A 26,518-nucleotide genomic window follows, 5' to 3' on the forward strand; every position below is an offset into this window, starting at 1 on the left:
TACCGTTCATGAACTCTGAGCCGTCGCCTTGCGGCGGGGCGTTGACCACGTGGGTCTTCCCGTGGCAGTACCCGTTGCACCGTCAAGCGATGGCTTACATGGGTTTCCATCGGGCTCGTTTACCGTCACGGTGCAACTCACCGAAGACCTGCTCTCGACGAGAGCCGCGAGATTGCGAGCGGCATTGAGATCCCGGTCCAGGATCAAGCCGCACGCCTGACAGTGGTAGGTCCGCTCGGCGAGGCGCAGCTTGGCTTTCACCGCACGACAACCCGAGCACATCTTGGAACTGGGAAACCATCGATCAGCGACACGCAAGCACACGCCCGCCCAGGCGGACTTGTACTCCAGCTGGCGACGAAGTTCTGCCAAGCCGAGTCCAGCGACGTGGCGTGCGAGCTTGCGATTGCGCAGCATGCCCGCGACGTTGAGGTCCTCGATCACCACGGTGCCGTAAGTGCGGACCAAACGAGTCGTGAGTTTGTGCAGGCCATCGCGCCGCGCGTTCGCCACTCGCGCGTGCAGTCGCGCAGTCTGGGCCTGCGTTTTCCGCCACCGCTGCGATGGCGACTGACCTATGCGCCTGTCTGGTCCTGTTCGGCGGGAAGCCTGCCGTCGCAACCGACGCAGCGTGCGCTGGGCCAGCTCGAGATGCTTGGGGTTGGGCAGCACCTCACCGGTCGACAGCACCGCGAGCGACTTGACACCGAGGTCCACGCCTACAACGTCGTGCGGATTGGCCGGTGACGTGGCGGTGCGGTGGATCTCGACCGAGAACGACACGAACCACCGGCCCGCCCGCGAGGAAATTGTCGCGGAACGGATCCGTGCGGTGCCACGTTCCACGCGCCGAGCCAGTTTCCTCGTCGATTCATGTGTGCGAACAGACCCGATTCGGGGCAGTTTCACATGCCGGCGGTCGTGGTCGACAAGGCCGAAGACGCCGGTGGTGAACCTGCACGACGACAACGCACGCTTGCTCTTGAACCTCGGGAAGCTCAGCTTGCGTCCTTTGCGCAGACCTCTGTTGGAGTCGGTCCAGTTGCGCAGCCCGGCGGCGAGGTTGGCCAACCCCGAGGAGTACGCCTCTTTGGAGTTTTCACTCCACCACGGCGCCACATCGCCCTTGGCCAGGTTCCAGTCCTTGCGCAGTCCGTAAGCGGACCAGTTGACGAGTGGCGTAAGCGCAGCGGTGTCCAGATCGTAGGAACGTTCGGCAGCGCGCTGATCAAGGTTGGCCTTGACCCGTGCCAGGCCCCAGTTGAAGGCGAACCTCTGCGCACCACAGTGCGATCGCAACGCTGCGACCTGCGCGAACGTGGGATCAAGCGCATACCGATACGCCTGCAGAACAGGGCTCACCGCACGATCGTATCGAACAGGTGATCGACACTCTTGTCCACCCTTTCATCTGTGGGCAAAGCGTGCAGAACCCTCCGAAAGACGCTGGCCCTTAGCAAGGCGAAAGGGTCATACTCCCCCTCACCAACCCGTACTGAGGGGGTACAGCAGTGACTTCACGCGAAACGGCCCGGCGGCGCAGAACGCCTTTCGCGGTTCTGGGGGCGCTCGCGCTGACGCTGTCAACGTTGACGGCGCCCGCGTTCGCCGAGCCTGACCTTCCCGCCGATGGCGCGGGGCTGAGCGAGGCTCAGCTCGAGTCGCAGGCCGAGGGTGTCAACGGCCTTCCGGGTGTCGACGAGATCAGTCGCAGCCGCAACATGGTCCTGGTCTCCCACCTGGACAAGCAGGCTCCGCTCGACGCAACGCAGACCGACATCGCGTTCCAGGGCAACTACGCGTTCGTCGGCAACTACAACGGCTTCGTCATCTACGACATCCGCAACCCGAAGAAGCCGTCCATCAAGAGCCAGGTGCTCTGCCCTGGCTCGCAGAACGACGTCTCGGTGTACGGGAACCTGCTGTTCCTGTCGACCGACTCGTCGCGCAACGACAACTCCTGCAACAGCGTGTCCCAGCCCGCGACCGAGAAGTCGTCGTGGGAAGGCATCAAGGTCTTCGACATCAGTGACAAGGCGGCACCGAAGTACGTCGCCGCCGTCGAGACCGACTGCGGTTCGCACACCCACACGATGGTGCCGGCCAAGGACAAGAAGAGCGTCTACCTCTACATCTCGTCCTACTCGCCGAACGCCACGTTCCCGGACTGCCAGCCGCCGCACGACAAGATCTCGATCGTCAAGGTCCCGCTGAAGGCCCCGGCCTCGGCGTCGCTGCTCAAGGCACCGGTGCTCTTCCCGGACGGCGGTAACCCCGGTAACCCCGGCACCATCGAGACCGGCTACACCTCGGCCACCTCCGGCTGCCACGACATCACCGTCTACCCGCAGCTCGACCTCGCGGCGGGCGCGTGCATGGGTGACGGCGTGCTGTGGGACATCTCCAACCGGGAGAACCTGGTGGAGATCAACCGAGTCCAGGACGACAAGCACTTCGCGTTCTGGCACTCGGCGACCTTCAACAACAGCGGCACCAAGGTCGTCTTCACCGACGAGCTCGGTGGCGGTGGCGCGGCGACGTGCAACGAGAAGATCGGCCCGACGCGTGGTGCCAACGGCATCTACGACATCGTGGGCAAGGGCAAGGACCGCAAGCTGGTCTTCAAGTCCTACTACAAGATCCCGCGCATGCAGACCGACACGGAGAACTGCGTCGCCCACAACGGCTCGCTGATCCCCGTGCCCGGCAAGGACATCATGGTGCAGTCCTGGTACCAGGGCGGCATCTCGGTGTGGGACTTCACGAACTCGAGCAAGCCGCGTGAGATCGGCTTCTTCGAGCGTGGCCCGATGCCGAACGGTGGCGGCGGCGGTACCTGGTCGACCTACTGGTACAACGGCTACATCTACTCCTCGGAGATGGGCCGCGGCTTCGACGTGATCGACATGCGCGACCCGCGCACGTTCGCGGCGAAGTTCTTCCGCACGGACGAGCTCAACGTGCAGACCCAGGGCAACTTCTACCGCGGATAGGTAGAAACGCCTGAATCAGCGCGGCTGCCGTTTCTCGGCAGCCGCGCTGACTGCTGTCAGGACCAGAGTCACCGCGACACCACCGAAAACCGCCCAGATCGGTGAGCCGACGTCCAACGCCCACGCGGCGACGACGGCCGTGAGCCCGTAGCCGGCGCCGGTCACCGCGTACATCATCGAGAACCCGGCCGCGTGCGCGCCGACCGGAAGCCGTTCGCGCAACGCCAGACTCCGCGTCACGAGCACCCCGGACTGGAACAACCCGGCCGCCAGCAACGCCCCAGCGATGCCCGGCAGGTTCGGGAACAACGCCACCGCACCGACACAGGTCGCGGTGATCACGAGCAGCACCAAAGCCTGTGTGCGGAACGTTCCCGGCCACGGCCGCAGCCCGTACAGCACCGCACCCAGCGCGCTGCACGCCGCGAAACCCATGAGCAGCGGCCCGATCCACCCGATCGCGATCCCCCGGTGCTCCAGCAACGCCGGCAGCACCAGCTCCGCGACCGCCAGCTGCGCCAGCGCCGCCGCGCTCACCAGGTAGATCGGCCACGCCGACGCCACCACGCGCACCTTCGCCGTGCCGGAGCGGGAAGTCACGTGCCCGCGCGGCAGGATGAACACCAGCCAGGCCGCGACGACGATCAACGACACCGACACCACAACGGGCGCACGGCGATCGACGCTCAACGCCAGGATGGTCACCAACGCGGGCGCGACCGCCCACACCACCTGCGTGATCATGGCGTCGAAGCCCATCGCCTTGGGCACCAACGAGTCCGGCACCAGCCCGAGCAGCATCGCCCGCAGCCCGCCCGGTGTCGTCGACGGCCCGGCACCGGCCACGAGCGCCGCGATCACCAGCACCGTCACGTTCGTGGTCAGTGCCAGCGTCGTGAACGCGGCCGCGCCGACGAGCAGGCCGACCGACAGCTGGCCCCGCATCCGCGACGGGTCGAGGCAGAGCCCCAGCAGCGCCGCGCCGAGCACCTCCCCCAGCACGTAGACCGCGACCAGCGACGCGGCCAGCACGTACCCGCCGGGCAGTCCCCTGGTCAGGAACACCATCATCAGCGGCGTCATCGACATCGGCAGCTTCGCGGCGACCGTGACCACGGCGCACGCCAGCACGTCCCGGTTCGCGAGATCGCGATAGCCGGCAGCGGAGATCGTCATCTGAAATCCTCCGAGGAGACCCCGGCCTTCGGGGCGGGGAGGAATTGGGCCGCTGTGGAGCAGGACCGGGACAGCCGTGTCGGAGTCAGGACGGCACGGTGTCCAAGCCCCACCCACATGACGGCACACGGCTTGATAGTTTGTGAACGGTGAATGGTCAGGTGAAGCGGGCTTTCAAGTTCCGCTTCTATCCGACAGAGGCGCAGGCTGTGGATTTGTCGCGCACGTTCGGGTGTGTCCGCAAGGTGTACAACCTGGCGTTGCAGGCACGTACGGAGGCGTGGACGCTGCGTGGGGAGCGGATGGGTTATGAGGCCACGTCGGCGTTGCTGACCGCGTGGAAGCGCACCGAGGATTTGGCGTTCCTCAATGAGGTCTCGTCGGTGCCTTTGCAGCAGGCGTTGCGGCATCTGCAAACTGGGTTCACGAACTTCTTCGCCAAGCGTGCCCGGCACCCCAGGTTCAAGTCGCGGAAGAAGTCTCGCACTTCGGCGGAGTACACGCGGTCGGCATTCCGATGGCGTGATGGGGTGTTGACGCTGGCCAAGATGTCCGAACCACTGGACATCCGCTGGTCGCGGCCGTTGCCCGAAGGTGCGTTGCCCTCCACGGTGACCGTGTCGCGGGATGCGGCTGGACGCTGGTTCGTATCCCTGCTGTGCGAAGATCCCGGCGTGACGCCGTTGCCTGCCACGGATTCGGTGGTAGGCATCGATGTCGGTCTCGATCACCTGCTGGTCCTGTCGACCGGGGAGAAGATCGGCAATCCCCGACACGAACGCGGCGACCGGCAACGCCTGGTCAAGACCCAGAAGGCCTTGTGTCGCAAGCAGAAAGACAGCACCAACCGGGCCAAAGCTCGCGTCAAAGTCGCCCGCGTGCACGCCCGGATCGCCGACCGGCGTACCGACCATCTGCACAAGATCACTACTCGGCTCGTGCGTGAAACCCAAACGCTCGTGATCGAGGATCTGGCCGTGTCGAACATGGTCGGCAACCACCGCCTTGCCCGTGCGATCGGCGATGCGGGCTGGCGGGAGTTCCGGCGTCTGCTGGAGTACAAAGCCGGCTGGTACGGGCGGGACGTGATTACAGTGGATCGCTGGTTCCCGTCGTCCAAGCTGTGCTCGGTCTGCGGCGCGCTCGCGGCGGAGATGCCGCTGCACGTGCGTACGTGGACCTGTGGCTGCGGCGCGACCCATGATCGGGACGTGAACGCGGCACGCAACATTCTGGCCGCCGGGCTGGCGGTGACAGTCTGTGGAGCCGGTGTAAGACCTCAACGGAACACTCCGGGCGGGCAATCGGTGACGAAGCAGAAAACCCTGCAGCGCGAGCCGTAGGTATCCCCTCGTTCACGAGCGGAGGAAGCCAACTACTCGCCCAGCTCCTGGAACAACGTCAGCTGCAACCCGGCCGGCGCCGCCAGCCGGGCGTTCAGCGAGTTCCACGGCGTGCGCGTGGGCTCCGCGATCACCTCGGCCCCGGCGGCTTCGAGCTCACGGGTCGTGCGTTCGGAGTCGTCCACCTCGAACGCGACCCTGATGTGCCCGGCGACGCGCCTGCCCACCTCGACGTCGTCGATGAACTCCGCGTGCGGCGGGTCGGCGAGCTCCAGCGTGGCCCGCCCGGCCTCCAGGATCGTGACCCGCCCGCCGTCGGACGCGAACGCCGCCCGTTGTTCGAGGCCGAGCACGTCGCGGTAGAAGCGCAGGGCCTCGTCGTAGTCGGCGGCGGTGACGACTAGACGGAGTTCACGAACACCGGTCATGCACTGATCATCGCACCAGCCGTGTGAGGATCACGAGAACCAGGGTGATCCCCGCCGTGACGTGGATCGGCGCTGGTCCGAACGTCGCAGCGAGGACCGCGGCGGATCCGAGCGGCAGCAGGTACTTGCGCAGCCCTGCCTGGCCGGGACAGTCCTGCACGTACCAGACGCACACGAAGAAGACCGCCAGCGGCACCGTCGTGAACGCGGCGATCGTTGTGCCCGGTGCGTGCGAGAGGTGCAGGTCGTAGTCGACGCTGGCCGCGAGACCGGCACCGAGCGCGGCGATCGAGCCGAGGATGAACAGGTGCGCGTAGCCCCACAGGAACGCCTTCTTCAGCGAGTGCAGGTGGGCGGGCGCCTCGAAGTAGATCCACCACACCGAGAACACGATGACCAGGCTGGCCACGGCGAGCGAGATGAGGTTGACGCCGCTGTCGAAGCCCTTCTGGAACGCCATCGTGGTCGACAGGATCGACTCGCCGAGCACGATCAGCGTGAAGAGGCCGTGCCGTTCCGCGATGTGGTGCGGGTGCCACGTCGTCGCCTCGTTGCGCTCCGCCCACACCGGCACGAGCAGCTCACCGATCATGAAGAGCACCCACAGCGGGAGCTGGAGGCTCGGCGGCGCCACGACCACCCACAGCACCCAGAGCACCTGCATGCCGGCGATACCGGCGGCGTAGCGGCGGGTGCAGCTCTTGTGCGTGGGGTTGTCCCGCGAGGCCCTGAGCCAGTGCGCGACCATCGCGAGCCGGATGACGACGTAGCCGCTGACGACGATCCGGTAGTCCTGGTGCTCGAAGACGGCCGGGATGCCCGCCGCGATCACCAGCACACCGGCGATCTGCACCATCGTGATGATCCGGTACAGCGTGTCGTCGTTGTCGAACGCGCTGGCGAACCAGGTGAAGTTCAGCCACGGCAGCCACAGCGCGAAGAACGCCATGCAGAACGCCAGCAGGCCGGCGCCCGCGTGGTTCTCGGACACGGCGTGGTGCAACGAGGCGGCGGCCTGGGCGACCGCCACCACGAAGCTCAGGTCGAACAACAGCTCCAACGGCGTCGCGACCCGGTGGGTCTCCGCCGTGTCGCGCGCGAGGAGCTTTCTGATCATCCAGGCACCACCATGATTCGGGACTCACTGAGGTCGAGTGCGACCTGCGTGCCCGGCCCGAACGCGGCAGCGGTGTTCGACGGCTGGTCGACGCGCAGCACCTGCTCGCCCACCCGCACCGAGATCCGCGTGACCGGCCCGAGGAACGACTGGGTCAGCACGTCGCCCACGATCTTGCCACTGGCGTCGCCGTCATGCGCGGAAACGCCGATGTCCTCCGGCCGCACGATGACGCGAACGTCGCTTCCGGACGGCTGGTCGTGCTCCGCCGCGACCGTGACGCCGTTGACGACGACCGTCTGGCCCTCGGCCTTGGCCACCACGCTGTTCGTGACACCGACGAACTGCGCCACGAACGCCGTGGCGGGCTGCCGGTACACAACGGACGGCGTGTCCAGCTGTTCCAGCCGGCCGTGCGACATGACGCCGACCCGGTCGGAGACGGCGAGCGCCTCCTCCTGGTCGTGCGTGACGAACAGCGTCGTCATGCCGAGCTCCGTCTGGATGCGACGGATCTCGTCCCGCAGCGAGACGCGGACCTTGGCGTCCAATGCGGACAGCGGCTCGTCCAGCAGCAGCACGCGCGGCTGGATCGCCAGCGCACGCGCCAGGGCGATGCGCTGCTGCTGGCCACCCGACATCTGGTGCGGGTACCGGCCACCGAGGTGACCGAGGCCGACCAGCTCGAGCAGCTCGTCCGTGCGCTTGCCGCCGTTGCCGGCCTTGCGCAGCTTCAGGCCGAACGCCACGTTCTGCGCCGCGGTCATGTTCGGGAAGAGGCTGTAGGCCTGGAAGACCATGCCCATGTCCCGCTTGTTGGCCGGGACCTTCGTGATGTCCTTGCCGCCCACGGTGACCGTGCCGGAGTCGGACGTCTCGAAGCCCGCGACGATGCGCAGCGCCGTCGTCTTGCCGCAGCCCGACGGGCCGAGCAGCGACACCAGCTCGCCTTCCGCCAGTTCCAGATCCAGACCGTCCAGCGCCGTGTTGCCGCCGAAGGACTTGCGCAGTCCCTTGAGTTCCAGGTGGCCCATTGTCTCAGTTACTCCCCGGCAGAACTTCTTCTTCGGCAACGGTCTGACGGCGCCGCTGGCCGACGTAGGAAAGTGCGAACAGGAGGACGAACGCGAAGAGCAGGCACAGCAGTGACACCGCGATGGACACACCCGCGTTGCGCTTGCCGAGCAGGTTGACCTGCACCTGCAGCGTGTCGAAGTTGAGCAGCGACGCGATGGTGAACTCGCCGAGCACCAAGGCCACCGAAAGCAGTGACGCACCGATGAGCGCGACACGGATGTTCGGCACGACGACCTTCCACAGCACCGTGAACCACGACGCGCCAAGGCTGCGTGCGGCCTCCGCGAGCGTCTTCAGGTCGATCGCGGCGAGACCGGCGTCGACCGCGCGGTAGGCGAACGCCAGCACCAGGATCGTGTACGCGAAGGTCAACGTCAGCGGCGAGTCGCCGAGGAAGTAGTTCACCCACGCGTAGAGCGGCGCCATGCCGACCACCAGCACGATCGCGGGGATCGCGAGCGGCAGCAGGCACAGGAACTCCACGAGCCGCTGCAGCTGAGGAAGCCTGAGCCGGATCCACGCCATCGTCGGCACGAGCAGCACCAGCATCAGCACCGCGCTGGTGACCGACAGCAGCAGCGAGTTGACGAGGGCTTCCATCAGCCCTTCGTCGTCGACGATGGACGTCCACGACTCGAGGCTGCGGCTGCCGCCCCTGCCCCGCGTCGAGAACTCCGCCATCGCGATCAGCGGCAGGATGAAGTAGACGCCGAGGACCAGCAGGACGACCGTGCGCAGGACGCGCTGCTTCACTAGCGAACCCACTTGGCCACCCTCTTCTGCAGCAGCACGTTCACGCCCATCGCGATGCTGACCACGATGACCATGCCGAGGCCCAGCGCCTTGCCCAGGTTCTCCTGGCCGAGCACGACCTCGCCGGTGAGGAAGCCGCGGATCTGCAGCGGCACGATCGGGCTGCCCTGCGAGACGAGCGCGGCGGCCGTGGCGTAGGCGCTGAAGGCGTTGGCGAACAGCAGGAGCAGCGCGCCGAGGAACGGCGGCAGCAGGATCGGGCCGCCGACGTGCCGCCAGAACGTCCAGCTCGTGCCGCCGAGGCTCGCGTTCGCCTCACGCCACTGTGGACGCAGGCCGTCCAGCGCGGGCAGGAACACGATGACCATCAGCGGGATCTGGAAGAACGTGTAGACGAGCGTCAGGCCGGGCAGCTCGAACAGCCACGCGCTGCCGGCGAACAGGTCGATGCCAACGTTGTCACGCAAGAACTTCGTGACCAGACCCTCGAAGCCGACCGTCGCGAGGAACGCGAACGCCAGCGGCACGCCACCGAACTGGGCGAGCACACCGGACCCGGCGACGACGACTCGGCGCAGCATGCCCTCGGACTTGCCGACCGCGATCGCCCAGGTGAGCAGCGCGCCGAAGACCGCGCCGATGACCGCGGTGAGCGCGGACAGCTCGATGCTGCGTACGAAAGCGTCGAAGACAACACCGGTGAACAGGCTCTTGAGGTTGTCGAGTGTGAACGCGCCGTTGGAGTCCTGGAAGGCACCGAACAGCACGAGCACCGTGGGGTAGACGAGGAAGATGCCGACGAACGCGAGAAACGGCACCGCGACGAGCCAAGCGGCCGCAGATGGCCGACCGGCGGCCCCACCTTTGATCTTGGTGGAGCCGCCGGGCGTCGTCGCTACGGGAGCGACTGAGGTCATCCGATGGCCTGCGCCCAGGTCGCGGTCAGCACGGCCTTGGCCTTGTCGGCCTGCGCCTGCGTCTGGAACACCTGCTTGCCGTCGGTCTTGGGCAGCTTCTCCTTCGCCGCCTTGTCCGCCTTGTCACCCATCTTGTCCAGGCGAACCGGGCGGGACATGCCCTTCAGGTAGAGGTTCTGGCCCTCGTCGGAGTAGAGGAACTCCTGCCACAGGCGCGCGGCCGCGGGGTGCGGCGCGTCCTTGCTGACGGCCTGGTTGTAGTAGCCGCCGATCTGGGCCTCCGCCGGGACGACGACCTTCCAGTCGAGCTTGCCCTTGAGCTTCTCGGTCTGGGCGGCGTTGGTGTAGTCCCAGTCGATGACGACCGGCGTCTGGCCGGACTCGATCGTCGCGGGCGACGGGTCGACCGGCTGGAAGTTGCCGGCCTGCTTGAGCTGCTTGAAGAACTCGACACCGGGGGCGATGTCGTCGGCGGAGCCACCGTTGCCCAGCGCCGCCATCACGACACCCGCGAACGCGGCACCGGCCTGCGTCGGGTCGCCGTTGAGCGCGACCTTGCCCTTGTACTCGGGCTTGAGCAGGTCCTTCACGCTCGTCGGCGCCGGCACCTTGGCGGCGTCGTAGCCGATCGACATGAAGCCGCCGTAGTCACCGTAGTAGGCACCGTCCGCGTCCTTGAGCTCCGCGGCGATGTCGTCCCAGGTGCTGACCTTGTAGGGAGCGAACAGGTCCTTGTTGGCCAGAGCCACGTTCAGCCCGAGGTCGAACACGTCCGGCGCCCGGTCGTTGCCCTTGAGCTGCTTGGCCGCGTTGATCTCTTCCTGGCTGGACGCGTCCGGCTGCGCCGAGTCGACCTTGATGCCGTACTTGGCCTCGAACGCCTTGATGATCTCGCCGTAGTTCGCCCAGTCCGGGGGCAGCGCGATGACGTTGAGCTTGCCCTCCTTCTTGGCGGCCTCGACCAGCTTGTCCATGCCGCCGAGCTCGCTCGCCGACTTCGCGGTTCCGGCGGCACCAGCCGGCGTCTCCTTGGCGGGCGGGGCGCCACAGGCGGCCACCGCCAGCACCAACGCACCGACACCGATCAGTTTTGTGGTGACGTTCCCTCGCTTCAGCACAGGCGGAGGATTCGCGCGGAAAGCTTTCGTTGTCAAGCCAGCCGCGCCGGTTGAGACCTTCTCGACTCCAACCGTGAATTCTTGGCGCCCTAGGGGTTGCCGCCGAATGCTTTCCGAGCTTCACTCAAGTGTTCCGCCGTGATCCCGGTGGCCGGGTCGACGTCGATGAGTGCGGTGGTCAGAGGCTGTCGCTTGTGGACGAATTCCCGGTTCCTGTCCCGGTGCAGCCCGAAGTCGTCGTCGAACCACACCAGCGGCCGTCCGTAGGCGTACCGGGCGACGGGCGGGTACTTCCAGCCCTGTTCGGCGTGGAACTCGACCACCGTGAGCTCCGGCAGGCCCAGGCGCGGCCCGATCTCGGTGTTCGCCCGGTGCATCCACGTGGTGACCCAGGCGAGTTCGGCGTCGAATTCCTCCGCCAGCTGTCTCAACTGGTCACCGTGGGCCGGGTCGAGCCAGATGCGCAGCTTGCGCCGCCAGTGGATCTTGATCTCGAACAGCTGGTAGTTCGGCGGCTTGGGATGCGCCGCCCACGGGTTGAGCGGGCCGTCGACGTCGATCAGGATCAGCGGTTTCACCTCGCCCAGCATGCCCCGCCGCCTACCCTTTGTCGCATGAAACGGCTAGCGCTCCTGCTGTTCCTCGCCGCCACGCTGGCGGGCTGCGGCGTGATCAGCGACATGGCCGACCTGCAGGTCCGCCTGAAGGACGCCGGCTACACCAGCGTCTCCACCGACCACGGTTCGGTCAACGGATCCGACCGCCTGGAGGTCAGGGCGGCCAGCTCGGACCCGGGCCACTCCACCGACCAGATCGCCGAGATCGTCTGGGACAGCTACCCCCAGCACCTCGACCAGGTGTCCGTCACGCTGAACGGGACCTACGAGGTCTACAGCGAGGACGACCTGAACAAGGCATTCGGCGACCGCCAGGTCACCGAGAAACCCGACGACGACGCCGACACCACGCGCACCATCGTGACCTGGCTGATCGTGGGCGCGGTGGTGTTCCTGCTGTTCCTCGTGGGCCTGATCGTCCTCATCGTGTTCCTGGTGCGCCGCTCACGCCGCACCAAGACACAGCAGTACCCGCCGCCGCCTGGCTGGCCACCCGCCGCGTAGTCGAAATCGCGATTCCCTGTTCGTATAGGTGGCATGTTCACCGAACAAGAGATCGCCTACCTGCGCTCGCAGCCCCTGGCCCGCCTGGCCACGATCAACGAGGACGGCCAGCCCGACGTCGTACCGCTGTCGTTCGACTACGACGGCACGCACTTCTGGGTGGGCGGCGTAGGCGCGCAGGTCCTGCACACCCGCAAGTTCCGCAACATCACCGCCGGCCGCCGCAAGGTGTCACTGGTGATCGACGACCTGGCGTCGTTCGACCCGTTCGTCGCACGGGCCATCCGCGTCTACGGCATCGCGGACGACCCGATCGACCGCACCGGCCTCGTCGGCCCCGGCATCTACAGCCGGATCACGCCGACCAGGGCGTGGGCGTGGAACATGGCGGGCGAACCGGCGGGCGAGACCTGGTACGAGCCTCGCCGCTCATGAGGCCCGCCGCGCCGAGCACACCGCCGACCCACCCCACCGGGCGCCGTAGAGCAGGCCGGGCAGCAGTCGCCGGAACCGCAGGTGGATCTCCCCCGCCCGGTCCACCTCGTGCTGGGTTCCGCTCGGTTCGGCGTCAGACCGCTGCAGGACCCCGTCGAACGTCCGCACCAGCCGTTTGCGGTCGTGCTCGAACCGAACGCGCAGGTCGAACACCTCGCACGGCCGTTCAGGCACATGCAGAACGCACGGGTGCATCACGTCGCGGTTCGACAGCCGGTACCGGATCGCGAAGTCGTGAGTCGCGCCGCGCGTCAGCGGTTCAGCGGGAAGCAGGGTGAAGCCCGGACGTTCCACCGCGGAACTGCGGTCCAGCAACGTCCCGCCGTACAGCAGATGGACGTCCACGTCCCGCCTCCGCACCGGGAACGCCGACCCGAACTCCAGCTTGTCCACGCCGTCCCCGTCGACGACGACCTGATAGCGCTCCAGCACCTCGGGCTGTCCCTGGTCGAGCGCCACGGCGACGCTCAGCTCCGCGGTGTGCCAGCCGGCGGCGTCGCGCGGGGTGGTCGTCGCGGCGAGTTCGGCGAGCTGGTCGACGGCCTCGTCGACGCGGCGGCGCACGGTGCGGGAGTCGCGGTCGACCACGGCCGCGACCCAGTTGACCCGGTCCTGGTAGAGCGGGTGCCGGACATCGGAGACGAGGCCGAACGCGGCCCGGGTCGCGAGCTGCAGGTCCTCCGGGAGCTGCTCGATCAGCTCGGTCAGCCGGGAGACCAGCTTCTGCCTCGCGGCGGCGGGCCCGTCGGCCCTGGTGATCCCGCAGGCTGCGGCCAGTGCCGGACCGACCTTGTCCACGATCCGCCCGGCGTGTACACCCCGTCCCTTGCGAATGGTCTTCAGCTCACGGACCAATGTCGCGTGCGTCGTCATCTCCGCTCTCCCTCCCCTTGCCCGCTCACGTGCGGCGGAGGCAGGTTGCGGCGGGCGTGTGGACGAGAAGTGGACACACCGTGGATCGCCTCAGACGTGCTCCGGTCTCAGGACCGTCCGCGCGACCGACGAGGCCAGCGCGATGCCCAGCCGGACGCCGTCGCGTTCCAGGAACACCCGCGAGGTGCCGATGCGGTCCAGCGCCGGCTGGTCGACGACGCCGAGGCCGAACGCGATCATCTCCGGACACGACGCCGTCGCCGCCAGCCGGGCCAGCGCGTGAGGCCAGCCCTGATCTGTCGCTCTGCCGTCGGAGATGAAGAACACCATCGGGCGGCGCACCCTGATTCGTTGTGCTTTCAGGCTGTTCACATCGCGCTCGATGGTGGTGCGCAGGAGGGTGAACGCGGAACCGAAGTCAGAGCCCGATTCCTGGCGCGGCCCGATCGGTTCCGCCTGGTCGAGCGCGGGCAGGAGAGGTCGCACGACCAGCGGCCGTTCCGCGAAAACCACCACGCAGAGCCGAATCTGGGCCGTGGCGCGCCGATCGGCGTGCACCACACCGCGGAACTCGCGCATTCCGGCGTTCACCTCGTCGATGTGGTCGGTCATCGAGAACGACACGTCGCACACGACGTAGCAGGGCAACACATCGGACACCATCCGTCTTCCTCCCAGCACCAAGCGTGACGCGGAGAACGGTTACCGGATCGTGTTGATCGATCGTGGACAAAAAGATGATTCGCTGACACGCCAAAGGGCTCTTGCGCGACATTCCTCCCAGATGGAGGCTCAGGCACCAGGAGGACGGCGTGGAATTTCTTATGCTGGGTCCGTTGGAATCGTGGCACGGCAACGCATCCGTGTCCTTGGGCGACCAGCAACAACGTTTCATCCTCGTCGTACTCCTCTTGCACGCGAACAAACCCGTGTCACCCGAACGGCTCACCGAGACCGTGTGGCCCGACAACCCCGAACGCAGAACATTGGTACGCGGCTACATCAACAAGCTGCGCAAGGCGTTCGAGCCCACCGACGTGGAAATCGACACGACGCCGACCGGCTACGTGCTGCGCGTCGACGAGAACCAGATCGACACGGTCCGCTTCGACCGGCTGCGCGAGAAAGCAGCACTCGCCTTGCAGGACAACGACCAGCGCAAGGCCGTCGACCTGCTGCGCGCCGCTGTGGCGTTGTGGCGCGGTCGTTTCCTGGACGACATCGACATCGACCGGGTCGGTGGCGCCGCCGTGATCTCGCCGGCCGAGAGCTACAGCGACGCACTCGGTGACCTCGCCGAACTGGAACTCCTCATCGGCGACCACCGCTCGGCGCGCGACCGCATGCGACGCGCCCTGCCGACCGATCCAGCCAACCAAAGGTACGCAGAACTGTTGATGCGCGCGCTGATCGCGGGAGGCGACGGCGTGGGAGCGATCCGCGTCTACAAGAGCGCCCGCACCGCCCTCGCGGACGCCGGGTACGAGCCGGGGTCGGCGCTGCGAAAGCTCGCGGCACGCGCCGAGCACGGTGAGCCGGTCAGCTCGCTGCCGTCGCGTCCGGGAGGGTTCACCGGCCGGTCGGCCGAGCTGGAGACGATCGAGGTCGCCGCGGCGGGCACCGGCGAACGGCGGGCTGTGTGGATCAGCGGCGCGCCCGGTGTCGGCAAGACCGGCCTGGCCGTCGAGGCCGCACACCGGTTGCGCCACAGGTTCCCGGACGGCCAGCTCCTGGTGCGGCTCAACGGGTTCACGCCGGGTGTGGCGCCGATGTCCGTGTCGGACGCGCTGACCCAGCTGCTGACCGAGCTGGGTGTCCCCGCCGAGCAGATTCCGGACACGGTCAGCCGCAAGGCCACCGTCTACCAGTCCCAGCTCTACGGCACGAAAACGGTGGTGGTGCTGGACAACGCGCTCTCACCCGAGCAGATCAGGCCGCTGTTGCCCGAGACGCCGGACTGCTTCGCGATCGTGACGAGCAGGAAGATGGGCGATCCCGACATCAGCGAGCACGTGCGGCTGGCGCCGATGCCGCCGCAGGACGCCTCCAACCTGTTCCGGGCGCTGACCGACCCGTTCCGCGTGCGCGGCAGGGCGGCGGACGTGGCGGGACTGGTGAAGCGCTGCGGGTACCTGCCGGTGGAGATCACCATCGCGGCTGCGTTGCTGCGCAGGCACGACAGGTGGTCGCTGGACCACCTGCTCGGTCTGATGGAGGAGCAGGGCCCGTTGCGGGAGATCGCCGCGGTGCAGGTGTCGTACCTGCAGCTCAACGACCAGCTGCAGCAGGTCTTCCGGCTGTTCGGCCACCTTCCAGGGCCCGATGTCCATCTCCTCGGCGCAGCGGCGCTGGTGGGCCGCGACGTCGCGGACACCCGCAAGCTGCTCGACGACCTGCACGAGGTCTGCCTGCTGGAGGAGGTCGCGCCGGACCGCTACCAGATGCTCGACTCCGTCAAGGAGTTCGCCGCCGGGGAACCCCCGCCCGCGGACGCACTGGACCGGCTGCTGGACTTCTACCTCGTGACGCTGGCGAACGCGGTGAGCCTCGCGTACCCGTTCGACCGCGCCGCCCTGCCGTCGGTGGACCGCACGAGCCCGTACAGCCTGCGGTTCACGCGCGAGAACGAGGCGTTGGCGTGGATCACCGCCGAACGCGACAACCTGATGGCCGCGATCCAGCACTCGGCTGCCGGCCACGCGTGGCAGCTGGCCGCGTTGATCTGGCGGCACTTCAACACGGCGAACCGGTTCGAGGACTGGGTCGAGGCCGTCGCGTCCGTGCGTGCGGACGACGACTACGGCCAAGCGCACGTGCTGCTGCGCCTTTCCTTCGCGAACAACCGGCTCGGCCGGCACACCGAGGCCCTCGGCCTGGCCGGACAGGCACTGCCGAGGTGGTCCCGGCTCGGTGACCTGGCGGGTGAGGCGGCGACGTTGTGCGCGCTGGCCCTCGCCGCCATGGCGCTCGGCACCCACGACGAGGCGATGCGGCATTTCGAGGCCGCGCTGGCGAAGTACGAGCTGTGCGGCGACCCCCGCGGCCAGGCGCACGCGTTGAGCATGCTCGGCTATCTCAACGAACAGCACCGCGAGTACGAGGTGGCGCTGCGGCAGCAGACCGACGCCGTGCGGTTGCTGCGGGAGGTCGGCCACCTGCAGGGGCTCGCCCACGCGTTGAACAACCGCGGCGCGATCCGGCAGCACCTCGGGATGCTGGACGAGGCCATCCCCGACCACATCGAGGCGCACGAGATCGCGGTCCAGGTCGGGGACGGCTGCGTGGCCGCCTACGCGTTGACCAACATCGCCGACGCCCACCGGCTCGCGGGCCGGCTCGGCGAAGCACTGCACCACCACGAGCTGGCAACCACTGCCGCGGCCGGGGTGGCCGACACGGACCTGCGCGCCAGGTTGTTGCGCGACAGGGCGTTGACGGCACGGGACGGCGGCGATCTGGCCGCGGCGCTGCGCCTGTACCTGACGCTGCTCGACATCGCGACCGGCACGGGCAACCGCACGCACCAGGCCCACGGTGAACTCGGTGCGGCGCGGACGATGCACGCGCTCGGCAGGCACTCCGCCGCCCCGCCGCACTGGGACGCGGCCGAGGCCGTGTACGCCGAGCTCGGCCAGCCGGAGGCGGAGGAGGTGCGGGCCGAGCGGGCGGTGTTGACCTGCGCGTGCGGTCAGCGGTGAGTCAGAAGTCGTTTCAGGTCGGGGTAGATCTCCCTGACCGCGCCGTGGTTGTGCCACCTGCCCAGGGTTCTGGCCAGCTGCCGCAGGTCGGTCCGGACGGTCGCCGAGTCGACGTGCGCCGCGTCGTCGATCGTCTCGGCGAGCGTCCGGCAGCTCTGGTCGACGTCACCCGACAACGCGTGGGCGAGCGATCGCCTGGCGCCGAAGCGGGCCCTGGTGCGGCGTGACGTCGCGGGCACCAGTGCGAGCTGCCGGTCCAGCACGCGCGCGGCCTCGGCGTTGAGGCCGAGGTCGCTCAGCGCCCATCCCCTGGCCAGTTCCAATGGATCGGGCGCGCTGGGACCGAGCGCCGGGTACGGGCTGTCCGGCAGCGCGGAATCCATCAGCCGCACCGCGCGGTCGAACGCGCTCTCCGTGGCACGACGATCTCCGGCCAGCGCGTGACCCTGCGCCTCACGCCGGGCGGCCAGCGCGAGGACGCGTGCCCCCGCGCTGCCGATCCACTGCGCCTGCTGGGCGAGGTTGATCGTGCTCTGGGCGTCCTGCCGGTAGAACGCGAGCCCCGCCTCCCGCACGAACGAGTAGCTCGCGATGTCCGGATCCGCTGCCGCGCGCGACAGTTCCGATGCCTGCCTGGTCCACCACAGCGCCGCTTGCTCGTCGCCGGCCTCCTGACTCATCCAGCCGGTGTACTCGGCGATGCGCGCGGCGAGCAGCAACAACCTCGTGCCGACCGGTCCGGTGTTCTCCCTGGCCATCCCGTGCACGGTGTGCTGCAAGGCTTTCAGCGGTTCGATGAGCACCATCGGGCTGGTGCGCAGACCCAGTGCCCGCAGGTTCTCGAACGAGACGCGCATCCCCGCGATCACCTGTTCGTCCGGTACCGCCCGCTGCCCGCTGCCGGCGAGTGCGCCGACACCGAGCATCGTGCCGGCCACCAGTACCCGGCGGCGGGCGAGCGCCGGTGCGTCGTGCACGGCGGCCTCGATCAGCCGGCCACCGACGTCCAGCACGCCGTCGCACAGCCTGGCGATCGTCGGCGTCGGCGGTTTGACGTCGTTCTCGATCTTGCTGAGATAGCCCTTGCTGTAATGAATCAGCTTCGCCAGCTGTCCCATCGACAACCCCGCGGCGATGCGGTGTTCGCGCAGCAACTCCCCAAAACTTCCGGCCACGATTGCCTCCCGCTCCGTCAGCCGAGTACACCATCCGAATGTGTTGAGGGCAATCGCCCTGGCCATGACAAAAAATGGCCAGGGCGCAATTGCCGCTAGCTCACCCGTACCACGGGTTGCCGCCGCCTTCCTGGGTTTCCGTGGTGGTAGTGGTGGTGGGAGGCGGCGGCGGGTTGTCGTCCGCGCTGGCCGTGCCGCCACCGGAAACAGCCGCGGCGACGGCGAGTGCGGTCACCAGCGTGGTGGCGCCAGCGACGAAAGTGGACACGATTCTGGACATGACGAATCCTCCGAAGGAAATCACGATTGATTTCGGGATTTCGCCCGCCGTTCTGCGGGCTACTTCGAGGATTCATCTTCAAAAACCGTGAAAACAGGTGTTTCCCGTTGCCCGCCGAGGCGGTCAACACGTCCACTCCTCATCCACTTCTGGTCAACACCGGGCGCGGATGCTGCGCGCAACCGGCCGCCGGCCGGTCTTGCAGGAGGAGGTAGGAGTGATCGAATCCGCGACCTACGACATCGCCGTGTCGTTCGCCGAGGAACAGCGCGCCGTGGTCGACGAGGTGGTCGAGGCCTGCCGGCAGCGCGGCCTGACCGTGCTGGAGGGCAACGACCTGCCTCAAGCGCAAGTGCGCTTCTTCGTGCCGTTCGTGTCCACTGTGGACGACGTCCCGCCCAACAGTGATGACCACGTGCTCCCGGTGCTCACCGGCGAAGCCCCCGAGTCGTCCACCTACCTGCGTGCTGACGAAGGCCTGGTGGACGCTCTGGTGAGCCGGGTGGAGGCGGCCGAGACCGCCGGCAGGGACCGGGTGACAGTCGCCGAGGTGTCCCTCGCCGACGTGACGGTGGCAACCGCGATCGAACAACCGCCACCCGCGAGCACCGGCCTGCGGGCCCTGGCCGAACAGTTCGCCGCCGCGTCACCCGAACTCACCAAGCGCGGCCTGGCCGGCACCATGCAGCTGGGCGACAGCACGATCGCCGTGCGCGTCGAACAGGCAGGCGACACCGTGTACGCGCTGGAAGTCCAGCGCGGCGCCGAGGAGACCGTGAACTTCGTGGTGCTCGGCGGCTCCACCGAGCTGTTCCCCACGCTGTGCCAGCGAATCGAGGACATGCTGACCGCGACCGCGTGACGCGAAAAGGGCGGTGCCCCCGACCGGGGGCACCGCCCTTTCTCACTGCTTCCTGGCCCGCTCGACCACTTCCTCGAGCCGCAGCGGGCTGGGAGGGTGATGGCTCAGGCACAACGGCGCCCGCATCCGCCGGAACCCGAACGTGTCCCCGGTGACGTAGAACTGCCCGCGCTCCAACCGCGAGATGTCCGCGATCGAACTCCCCTTGGCCCGCGCCATGTCCACGGCCGCGGCAATCTGCGCAGGGCTGTTCAACCGCCCGAAGAACTGCGTGGTCGCGTTGCCGGTCACCTGGTTGTGCACGCCTTTGGGCGCCTGCGTGGCGAGCACCAGCCCAAGCCCGTACTTGCGCGCCTGCGAGGCCAGCAGGATCGTGGTCTGCAAACTCGCCGTGACCCCACCGGAAGGCGCGATCGTCTGCGCCTCGTCCATGACCATCAGCCCGCCGAGCGGCCGATCCACCGCGGGATTGCGCTTGATCCAGGCGAACACCTCCAACTGCAACTGGCTGATGAACCCCTGCCGCTGCTCCTCAGAAGGCAACCCGACAAAACTGATCACCGAAACCCGCGCCCGCTTACCCGGCGACGGCCGGAGCAACACCCCGGGATCAGTAGGTTCCCCTTGCCCGCCAAGCAACGGATCGTTGACCATCGCGGCCCGCAACGTCTCCGCGAGATCAGCCGCCGTAGCCGCCGCGGAGTGCAACTTGCTGACACCCTCCGGCAACTCGGCCAACAGATCCACGAACCCGTTCAGGTCCCGCCGATCCTCCCGCGCATACCGCTTGAGGGCCTCGCGAAGCACAGCCCGCCCTCGCACCGCGAACTTGGTCTCGTTGGCAATCCGCGCATGCGGCACCAACCGCGCCACCGCAGCCTCCACCGCAGCCGCGAACTCGTCCTCATCCCCCCGAACCTCGGCAAAATCGGGCAACGGATGAAAACTCAACGGCCGCCCACCAGCCCGCCCCGGCGTCCACACCACGACCTCGGTGCCGGCCAGGTACTCAGCAGCCTTCGCCTCGTCCCCAGGCCGCCACTCCCCCGGCACCTCAGGCCACGCATCCCCAAGCCGCGCCAGGTCGTTGTTGGGATCCAGCACGATCGCCGAAACCCCGCGCAACGCACACTCCTCGACGATCCGGCGCAGCAACACCGTCTTCCCGCTACCCGACCCCGCGAACACGATCACATGCTTGCGCAACGACTCCAGCTCGATCCGGATCTCCCCGTCCATCCCGAGCACGATCTCGCCGCCGGCTGCAGGCTCCTGAGCCTGGACCGTCGGCTTCGGTTGCGGCTGTACCGGCGGCTTCGGCTTTGGTTGCGGCTCCGGTGTGGTTTCCGGCGCCGGCTGCGAAGTCGACTTCGGCGCGGTCTTCGGCGGAGGCCGAGTCTCCTGGTGCCCGCTCCTGCCCCTGCTCCCGGTCCGCGCGGGGTCGGGCAGGATCACCTGCAGGAACGTGTTGCTGCTGGCCGGTTTCCGCGCCACCAGCCAGGCCAGCAACTGGTGCGACTGCGAGGACCACATCTCCTTGAGCGCGATGAAGGTGCGCAGATCGTCGTCGGACACGTCGATGCTCTTGCCACCGCGTTTCTCGAACTCCGCCACCTCGCCCTTGGTCTTCGCACCGGTCCAGCCCTTGGAGCCGTTGCGGATCAGCACGAGGTGCCGGCCACGCCCGCCCGCCGCCGCCGCCCGCGCGTCCCGCAACCTGCGCAGCACCCGGTTGCCGTGGCTGCTCGCGATGAGCCGGAAGACCCAGCGCTCCTCGACGTCCTGTTCCTCGTCCACGGTGTGCCGCAGACACGCGTGCAGGCTGTTGTCCTCCGACTGGGGCTCTGGGTGCCATGCGAGGTCGTCGTTGCCGATCTCGGTGACCCACGACCTCAACCCGGCCAGCAGCAACGCCGGCATCACGTCGTCCTCGTTGTGCGGCTTGACGTCCGCGGCAGCGAACGCGGCCTTCGTCCTCAACCGCGCGAACTTGGCGTCGAGGTCGGCGAGGTAATCCGGTTCCGGCCCCGCCGCTGCCATCGGCACGGGTTCGACCGGCTCGAGGATCTCCTCGGACTTCGTCTCCTGGAACGAAAGCAGCTCGCGAATTTCGCCGTGCAGGCATGCTTCCGCGTGCGAGTGGACGCGCTTGAGCAGGGTCCGCGGAGTTTCCGTCTGCCATCCGTCACCGAAAGCTTCCGGCGACACCGGCCAGGTCGGATGGGGAGGTGTGATCCCGTGGCTGTGGTAGATCACTCCCAGCCACTTCTCCACCAACGTCCGGGCGATCGCCGGATCCATGATGGCGCCGAGGATCGGGGTCGTGGTGAAACGATCGCCGACCGTGTCACTCGCGACCTTGCGCAGCTTGGTCCAGGTCGTCGGCAGACAGGCGACGATGGTCAACGTTCGCCGCGTGATCTCGCGCAGCTGCATCAACCCGTCCGAGATGAGCGCGATCTCCCGCGCCGCCTCAGGACTGATCTCGTCCTCGATGAGCTCCTGGGTCTTGTTGACGACGGTGTCCAGCTGGTCGATCGCGATCACGCAAGGGCCTGTCATCGCCAGCACACGCGAGATGTCCCGCACCAGCTGCTGCGCGGACTTCGACCTGGCCGACAGACCCCACGTGCCGCGCTCGCCCTCCGTGTCGTCGAGCCCTTCGAGGTAGGTGCGTCCGACCGCGGTGTGTTTGGACGCGTAGAGCACCAGCGCGCGGATCACGTCCTCGCACTCGCTCGCGATCCGCGCATCGACCTTCCACAAGCCGCTGATGAGCGCGCCGAGGTGCTCGGACGTCAGCGGGGCCTCGTTCACGATCGCCCGCGTGACCTCCTCGGACACGTCGGCGCCCCGGCACAACTGCCTCAGCAGCACAAGAAGCTGCAGTTCGCCACCGTCATCGGTCCTCAGCAACTCGCTGCGCATGGCGTCGGCGACGTCGTCCCAGAACATCGCCGCGGAAGACACCTCGATCAGGAAGAAGTAGCCGCCCGTCTCCTGCACCATGCTGCGCACCGTGCCGAGCAGGTGGGTCTTACCCACACCTTTGCGCCCCTGCAGCACGAGCCCGATGGGGTTGGAACCGGTGCTGTCTCTGGCGTCCGCGATGGCGCTCCTGATGCGGTGTTCCGCCCTCGTGTGCAATCCGTCCACATGGGATGGTGACCTGCGCCAGACGTCGTCCGGCGTCTCCGCGGAGTTGAAGCGCAACGCGGCCAACGCCTCCCGCAGCTGCGCGGTCATGACTCCTCCATCGCCACGAGATGCAGATCCTCACTACCGACCCGGATCGCCGAGGCGTGGTCATCGGCAGTGAGCACTTTGGTGTTGGACTCAGGCGCCAGGTGCACGGTCCCGTTCTTCATCATCTTCACCAGCACGTCGTCGACCTCGCTCTTGTCCGCCCCGTCGAGCCTCGGGCGGATGCGGGCGAGCCGGATCCAGTCCTGCGGCTCGACCGCCAGCTCCTCGTACACCCCACGGATCAACGACTCCAGGTTCCGGGACCGGAAGACCTCGACGAGCGTGCCGCGCATCTTGTGGTGCAGGACGAGCTTCCGCAGCAATCCAAAGGCGGCACGGGTGTGCGAGGGCGTTCTCGGCGGCAACTCACCGTTGACGAGATCCTCCAGGCACCAGGAGATGCCTTCGTCGGTGATCTCGTGAACCATCGGCGTCACGTTCTCATCTGTCCGAATCAAGCCGGCCTTGTTCAGCTTGCCGCGACCGGGCTTGCTGAGCCTGACGTGTTCGTTCAGCTCCGTGTTGAGCATCCTCCGGTTCTCCAACACCAGCACCATCAGCGCCGTACGTTCAGGGGCACCAAACTTCTCCGGCATCACGCCGCCTTTCAGTCCGTGAACGCGTTGATTCGTCGATCGATCCGGGTGAGCAGGGCGCTCACCTCGGCACGCAGACGCGCCGGCACCGCCACCCCTGCTCCGTCGCGGTGGGACTTGCCGAGAAGCAGCAGGTCGGCGGACTGGTCGCGGAGCAGGTCCATGTCCCCGTCGTCCAGCGCCCCGACCATGGTTCGCACCGTTTCCTCGAGGAGCGCGAACCGCCGCGCGTGCGGTAATTGGTCCGGCAACTCGCGCAGAGCCGCCTCGGCACCCCGCATCGCCTCGAGGTCCGGTTCGGTCTCCGGGGCGGGCGTCGCCTTGATGAGGTCGTGCAGTTCCCGTGCCACCCGCACGGGTCGTGCGGTCGGGTCGAACTCCAGGTGTTGCAGGCTGCGCAGGAAACCGGGCAGCATTTCGCGGCTCGTGCCGCGGGTCAGCAGGCAGAACATCTGCCGCTGGGCGCCGTCCGGTCCGAGCGTGCGGCGCACGAACCGTTCCGCCTCGGTCAACTGCCACCGGCTCAGCTCGCCGTCGACCACGAGGCACAGGTGCTCGGCGGGGTCACCGATCCTGTCGAGGAACTCGGGGTCGCCCGACACCGATCTGTCGGCCGTGACCCCGAGCAGCCGCAGCTCGGTGATCAGCTCCGTTCCCGTGCGCCACAGGGTCCTGGGACTGGACACGAGCAGGTCCCGGTCGAACTGACGGCGCCGCGAACGGGCAGCAGACACGTAGGCGTCGCGGTTGTCGGCCAGCAGATCGGTTCGGTCGTACTGGTGCGCGATCACCGCGGCGACGGTCTCCAGCGCGAACGAGATCTGGTCCGGAGCAGGAGGACGCTCGGCCATCACGGGAAGCAACTCGCCGAAGCTCCAGTAGGAGATGTACGGCACCGTCAGATGCCGCACCATCTGTTCCGGGGTGACGCCTTTGACCAGCCAGTTGCGAAACAGGGGCTCGACCACCCCGATGCACTTCTGCTGCCACTCCTCGGCCCGCTGGTACTCCATCCGGTTGTCGAGCCGGGACAACACCGGCATCACCTGATGGCGCGGCCGGTCGTACGGCAGCCGGTCCCTCGCCATGTCCGCGAGGTGGGCGATGTCCACCACCTCGTTGAGGTTCTGCTCGTTGGCGGTGAACACCACCACCAACCGGTCCGGCAGCTGCGCCGTGCAGATGCCCGCGATGTCGGAGACCCCGGTGCGGCTGTCGATCAGCACGAAGTCGTACTTGGCGGTCCACTCCTCGCGGCGGTCCTCGAGGAACTGGCCGAACCCCTGCTCGTAGAGATCCGCCCAGTCGATCTCCTGCATCCGGTACATGTAGCTGGCGTCGAGCTTGTTCCCGACGACCTTGCCCGCGGCCATCAGGTCGAGCACGCCACCCTCGACGTCGACCCGAACCGTGTGCGGGCCGGGCACTTCCACCTTTCGGATGAAGTCGTGAGCGAGATCCACCACGCCGCTCTCGGGCATCTGGGAGAGGTGAGGGCGGAAGTAAAGATGAAGACCCGGTGCCTCCAGGTCCCAGTCGACGGCGAGCACTCGGTAACCCCAGCGTGCGAGCAACACCGCGGTGTTGGCCAGGGTGAAGCTGCGCCCGACGCCGCCTTTGTAGGAGTAAAACGTGATCACGGTTCCGGACATGGCTTGAACCTCGGTAAGGGCGGGCGCGGAGTGACGATCGGGTCGGGACGCTCGACGATCGGCCAGTCGGGCCGCCATTCGGGAACCTGGTCCGCCAGTTCGACCAGATCCCGCGCCAGCTGCTTCACTTCTTTGTGGAACTGGAAGTAGTGGACGGTCTGCTGATAGACCGGATCAGGATGCGCATATTCCTTGAAGTCGTGGTATTTGCGCATCCGTTCCTCCTCCGGGAAGTTCTCCGAATCCGAGTAGAGGATCGGATAGATCAACCCCTGGGGGATGCTGGGAGTCGCGAAGCCGAGCATCTCCTCCCGCGCCCGCATGCTGTACAGCTCCGCCATGCACCAGCCGGAGGTGAAGTAGTGCGGCGTCATGACCTGGATCAGGATCTTGCTGTGCCGCAGCGAGGTCTGCAGGTTGTTCGCCCACTCCACGGCCCGGGGCATGTGGCGGTCCATGTAGACCTTCGGAGCTGGCGCGCACTCGTCAGCGAGGCAGTCCTTGAGCTTGTTGTAGAAGTGGTTCAACAGCCATTTCTGGACGCTGCCCTGACGGCTGTAGCTGATGAAGAAATCGAACTGATAGCCGGACACAGCGACCAACAGTAGATGCGGCTACCCCGCGATAAAAGACAAAAAAGTGGGCATTTTCGGCCGTTCCGACCAATAATTGGACAAAAAATGGGCGTTGGAGCCGAACTCGACCTCGAACAGCAAGAAGCCCTCGATCATGTTCGATCGAGGGCTTCTTGGGATGAGTGGACGATACAGGGATTGAACCTGTGACCCCTACCGTGTCAAGGTAGTGCTCTCCCGCTGAGCTAATCGTCCGAGCGGATGACGAGACTCGAACTCGCGACCCTCACCTTGGCAAGGTGATGCGCTACCAACTGCGCTACATCCGCGTGCCCCGTGGTTTCCCTTGGTGCGAGAGGAACTGTATCCGAAGGGTCCGACGAGTTCCAAATCGGCTGATCTTGAGCATCGGGATGCGACGGGCCTGTCCGTGACCCACCTCTCACGTACCGGTCGTTGTTGCGACATAATCCGACAACGGCCAGGTTGAAGGGGAGCGAGCGATGGACGAGGTGCGGCTGACGGCCGGGTCGTCGGGCAAGCCGCTGGTGCGGATGTTCCTGAGCTTCGCGCGGGCGGACGAGGCCATCGCCGTTCGGCTGTGGGAGCAGCTGGCGACCGCGACCGCGGTGGACCGGGTGTACGAGTTCGAGCTGTGGCGGTTCGACCAGGCGTTGCTGGTCGGCAGCGACTGGGACGCCTGCGTTCAAGACGCGCTGACGTCGTGCGAACTGGGTGTGCTGGCGTTGAGCGACGCGTTCCTCGGCAGCGAGTACATCAAGAACGTCGAGCTGCCCGCGCTGATGGACGTGCCCGGCAAGCGCGCGATTCCGTTGTCACTGCGGCGAATCAGCCCGCACGCCGACATGCGCGGGTTGGAACACAAACAGGTTCACGGCCACCAACGGCCGTTCGAGACGGTGCACAGACAGGCCGCGCAGACCGCATGGGTACACGATCTGGTGAACCAGATTCACCGCGTCCTGGCCCGCGCCGCACAGGCGGAAGGGACGCGCTGATCCC

General features: G+C 67.3%; 24 protein-coding genes and 2 tRNA genes. 7 read left to right on the forward strand and 19 right to left on the reverse strand.

What is annotated here, in order from left to right; all coding sequences use genetic code 11:
- Window positions 1–6 precede the first annotated feature (6 nt).
- Complete coding sequence (tnpB, locus tag ACWGE0_RS14840; protein ID WP_452261434.1) at window positions 7–1,362, reverse strand: IS607 family element RNA-guided endonuclease TnpB; 1,356 nt, start codon at window positions 1,360–1,362, stop codon at window positions 7–9.
- Window positions 1,363–1,511: 149 nt separating this feature from the next.
- Here tnpB and ACWGE0_RS14845 point away from each other — a divergent pair, with 149 nt between their 5' ends.
- On the forward strand, window positions 1,512–2,993 hold the full coding sequence (locus tag ACWGE0_RS14845; RefSeq protein ID WP_452261435.1) for an LVIVD repeat-containing protein: 1,482 nt from the start codon (window positions 1,512–1,514) through the stop codon (window positions 2,991–2,993).
- Window positions 2,994–3,008: 15 nt separating this feature from the next.
- Here ACWGE0_RS14845 and ACWGE0_RS14850 read toward each other — a convergent pair whose 3' ends face one another.
- Window positions 3,009–4,169 (reverse strand): MFS transporter, encoded by a 1,161-nt coding sequence (locus ACWGE0_RS14850; protein WP_452261436.1) that lies wholly within the window; start codon window positions 4,167–4,169, stop codon window positions 3,009–3,011.
- 149 nt (window positions 4,170–4,318) lie between these two features.
- On the opposite strand from ACWGE0_RS14850, the gene ACWGE0_RS14855 reads away from it, so the two are divergent.
- A complete protein-coding gene (locus ACWGE0_RS14855) occupies window positions 4,319–5,512 on the forward strand; it encodes an RNA-guided endonuclease InsQ/TnpB family protein (RefSeq protein ID WP_452261437.1) in 1,194 nt (397 codons plus the stop codon).
- Window positions 5,513–5,544: 32 nt separating this feature from the next.
- Here the strand turns inward: ACWGE0_RS14855 and ACWGE0_RS14860 are convergent, their stop codons facing one another.
- The 7 genes from ACWGE0_RS14860 to ACWGE0_RS14890 form a co-directional block, all read right to left on the reverse strand.
- Window positions 5,545–5,940 carry a VOC family protein gene (locus ACWGE0_RS14860; protein WP_452261438.1) on the reverse strand — a complete coding sequence of 132 codons (396 nt, stop codon included), beginning with the start codon at window positions 5,938–5,940 and terminating at the stop codon, window positions 5,545–5,547.
- A gap of 7 nt (window positions 5,941–5,947) precedes the next feature.
- Window positions 5,948–7,057, reverse strand: coding sequence for a low temperature requirement protein A (locus tag ACWGE0_RS14865; RefSeq protein ID WP_452261439.1), 1,110 nt, complete (start codon window positions 7,055–7,057; stop codon window positions 5,948–5,950).
- The gene (locus tag ACWGE0_RS14870; RefSeq protein ID WP_452261440.1) at window positions 7,054–8,091 is read right to left on the reverse strand and encodes an ABC transporter ATP-binding protein; all 1,038 of its coding nucleotides are present in this window, start codon (window positions 8,089–8,091) and stop codon (window positions 7,054–7,056) included. The genes ACWGE0_RS14865 and ACWGE0_RS14870 overlap by 4 nt, the downstream gene beginning before the upstream one ends.
- 4 nt (window positions 8,092–8,095) lie before the next feature.
- Complete coding sequence (locus ACWGE0_RS14875) at window positions 8,096–8,899, reverse strand: ABC transporter permease (RefSeq protein ID WP_452261441.1); 804 nt, start codon at window positions 8,897–8,899, stop codon at window positions 8,096–8,098.
- Window positions 8,887–9,705 (reverse strand): ABC transporter permease, encoded by an 819-nt coding sequence (locus tag ACWGE0_RS14880; protein WP_452261442.1) that lies wholly within the window; start codon window positions 9,703–9,705, stop codon window positions 8,887–8,889. The genes ACWGE0_RS14875 and ACWGE0_RS14880 overlap by 13 nt, the downstream gene beginning before the upstream one ends.
- Window positions 9,706–9,800: 95 nt before the next feature.
- On the reverse strand, window positions 9,801–10,922 hold the full coding sequence (locus ACWGE0_RS14885; protein WP_452261443.1) for an ABC transporter substrate-binding protein: 1,122 nt from the start codon (window positions 10,920–10,922) through the stop codon (window positions 9,801–9,803).
- 89 nt (window positions 10,923–11,011) lie between these two features.
- Window positions 11,012–11,500: an HAD domain-containing protein gene (locus ACWGE0_RS14890; RefSeq protein ID WP_452261444.1), complete on the reverse strand. Its 489-nt coding sequence runs from the start codon at window positions 11,498–11,500 to the stop codon at window positions 11,012–11,014.
- A 36-nt stretch (window positions 11,501–11,536) separates the two neighbouring features.
- Between ACWGE0_RS14890 and ACWGE0_RS14895 the strand changes: the two genes are divergently transcribed.
- Both ACWGE0_RS14895 and ACWGE0_RS14900 read left to right on the forward strand, forming a co-directional pair.
- A complete protein-coding gene (locus ACWGE0_RS14895; protein ID WP_452261445.1) occupies window positions 11,537–12,043 on the forward strand; it encodes a hypothetical protein in 507 nt (168 codons plus the stop codon).
- Between the two features lie 33 nt (window positions 12,044–12,076).
- On the forward strand, window positions 12,077–12,478 hold the full coding sequence (locus ACWGE0_RS14900; protein WP_452261446.1) for a PPOX class F420-dependent oxidoreductase: 402 nt from the start codon (window positions 12,077–12,079) through the stop codon (window positions 12,476–12,478).
- Here the strand turns inward: ACWGE0_RS14900 and ACWGE0_RS14905 are convergent.
- Together ACWGE0_RS14905 and ACWGE0_RS14910 are read right to left on the reverse strand one after the other, a co-directional pair.
- Window positions 12,473–13,411: a hypothetical protein gene (locus ACWGE0_RS14905; protein ID WP_452261447.1), complete on the reverse strand. Its 939-nt coding sequence runs from the start codon at window positions 13,409–13,411 to the stop codon at window positions 12,473–12,475. The two genes, ACWGE0_RS14900 and ACWGE0_RS14905, sit on opposite strands and share 6 nt — an antisense overlap.
- A gap of 90 nt (window positions 13,412–13,501) precedes the next feature.
- A complete protein-coding gene (locus tag ACWGE0_RS14910) occupies window positions 13,502–14,074 on the reverse strand; it encodes a vWA domain-containing protein (protein WP_452261448.1) in 573 nt (190 codons plus the stop codon).
- A gap of 149 nt (window positions 14,075–14,223) precedes the next feature.
- Between ACWGE0_RS14910 and ACWGE0_RS14915 the strand changes: the two genes are divergently transcribed.
- Entirely contained in the window at window positions 14,224–17,109 is a 2,886-nt protein-coding gene (locus tag ACWGE0_RS14915) for a tetratricopeptide repeat protein (protein ID WP_452261449.1), read from the forward strand.
- Here ACWGE0_RS14915 and ACWGE0_RS14920 read toward each other — a convergent pair.
- Window positions 17,100–18,284 carry a helix-turn-helix domain-containing protein gene (locus ACWGE0_RS14920; RefSeq protein ID WP_452261450.1) on the reverse strand — a complete coding sequence of 395 codons (1,185 nt, stop codon included), beginning with the start codon at window positions 18,282–18,284 and terminating at the stop codon, window positions 17,100–17,102. The genes ACWGE0_RS14915 and ACWGE0_RS14920 overlap by 10 nt on opposite strands.
- Window positions 18,285–18,384: 100 nt before the next feature.
- Window positions 18,385–18,564, reverse strand: coding sequence for a hypothetical protein (locus ACWGE0_RS14925; protein ID WP_452261451.1), 180 nt, complete (start codon window positions 18,562–18,564; stop codon window positions 18,385–18,387).
- 217 nt (window positions 18,565–18,781) lie between these two features.
- Here ACWGE0_RS14925 and ACWGE0_RS14930 point away from each other — a divergent pair, with 217 nt between their 5' ends.
- Window positions 18,782–19,426, forward strand: a complete 645-nt coding sequence (locus ACWGE0_RS14930; RefSeq protein ID WP_452261452.1) for a hypothetical protein — start codon at window positions 18,782–18,784, stop codon at window positions 19,424–19,426.
- Window positions 19,427–19,468: 42 nt separating this feature from the next.
- On the opposite strand, the gene ACWGE0_RS14935 is transcribed toward ACWGE0_RS14930, so the two are convergent.
- The 6 genes from ACWGE0_RS14935 to ACWGE0_RS14960 form a co-directional block, all read right to left on the reverse strand.
- A complete protein-coding gene (locus ACWGE0_RS14935) occupies window positions 19,469–22,672 on the reverse strand; it encodes an ATP-binding protein (protein WP_452261453.1) in 3,204 nt (1,067 codons plus the stop codon).
- Entirely contained in the window at window positions 22,669–23,268 is a 600-nt protein-coding gene (locus ACWGE0_RS14940; RefSeq protein WP_452261454.1) for a hypothetical protein, read from the reverse strand. The genes ACWGE0_RS14935 and ACWGE0_RS14940 overlap by 4 nt, the downstream gene beginning before the upstream one ends.
- Before the next feature lie 11 nt (window positions 23,269–23,279).
- Window positions 23,280–24,920 carry a KGGVGR-motif variant AAA ATPase gene (locus tag ACWGE0_RS14945; protein ID WP_452261455.1) on the reverse strand — a complete coding sequence of 547 codons (1,641 nt, stop codon included), beginning with the start codon at window positions 24,918–24,920 and terminating at the stop codon, window positions 23,280–23,282.
- Window positions 24,905–25,513 (reverse strand): TIR domain-containing protein, encoded by a 609-nt coding sequence (locus ACWGE0_RS14950; RefSeq protein WP_452261456.1) that lies wholly within the window; start codon window positions 25,511–25,513, stop codon window positions 24,905–24,907. The genes ACWGE0_RS14945 and ACWGE0_RS14950 overlap by 16 nt, the downstream gene beginning before the upstream one ends.
- A gap of 165 nt (window positions 25,514–25,678) precedes the next feature.
- Window positions 25,679–25,750, reverse strand: a tRNA-Val gene (locus ACWGE0_RS14955).
- A 1-nt stretch (window position 25,751) separates the two neighbouring features.
- Window positions 25,752–25,824, reverse strand: a tRNA-Gly gene (locus ACWGE0_RS14960).
- Window positions 25,825–25,998: 174 nt separating this feature from the next.
- On the opposite strand from ACWGE0_RS14960, the gene ACWGE0_RS14965 reads away from it, so the two are divergent.
- Window positions 25,999–26,514, forward strand: a complete 516-nt coding sequence (locus ACWGE0_RS14965) for a TIR domain-containing protein (RefSeq protein WP_452261457.1) — start codon at window positions 25,999–26,001, stop codon at window positions 26,512–26,514.
- Window positions 26,515–26,518: the final 4 nt, after the last annotated feature.

The sequence above is a fragment of the Lentzea sp. NPDC054927 genome (genome assembly GCF_053610285.1).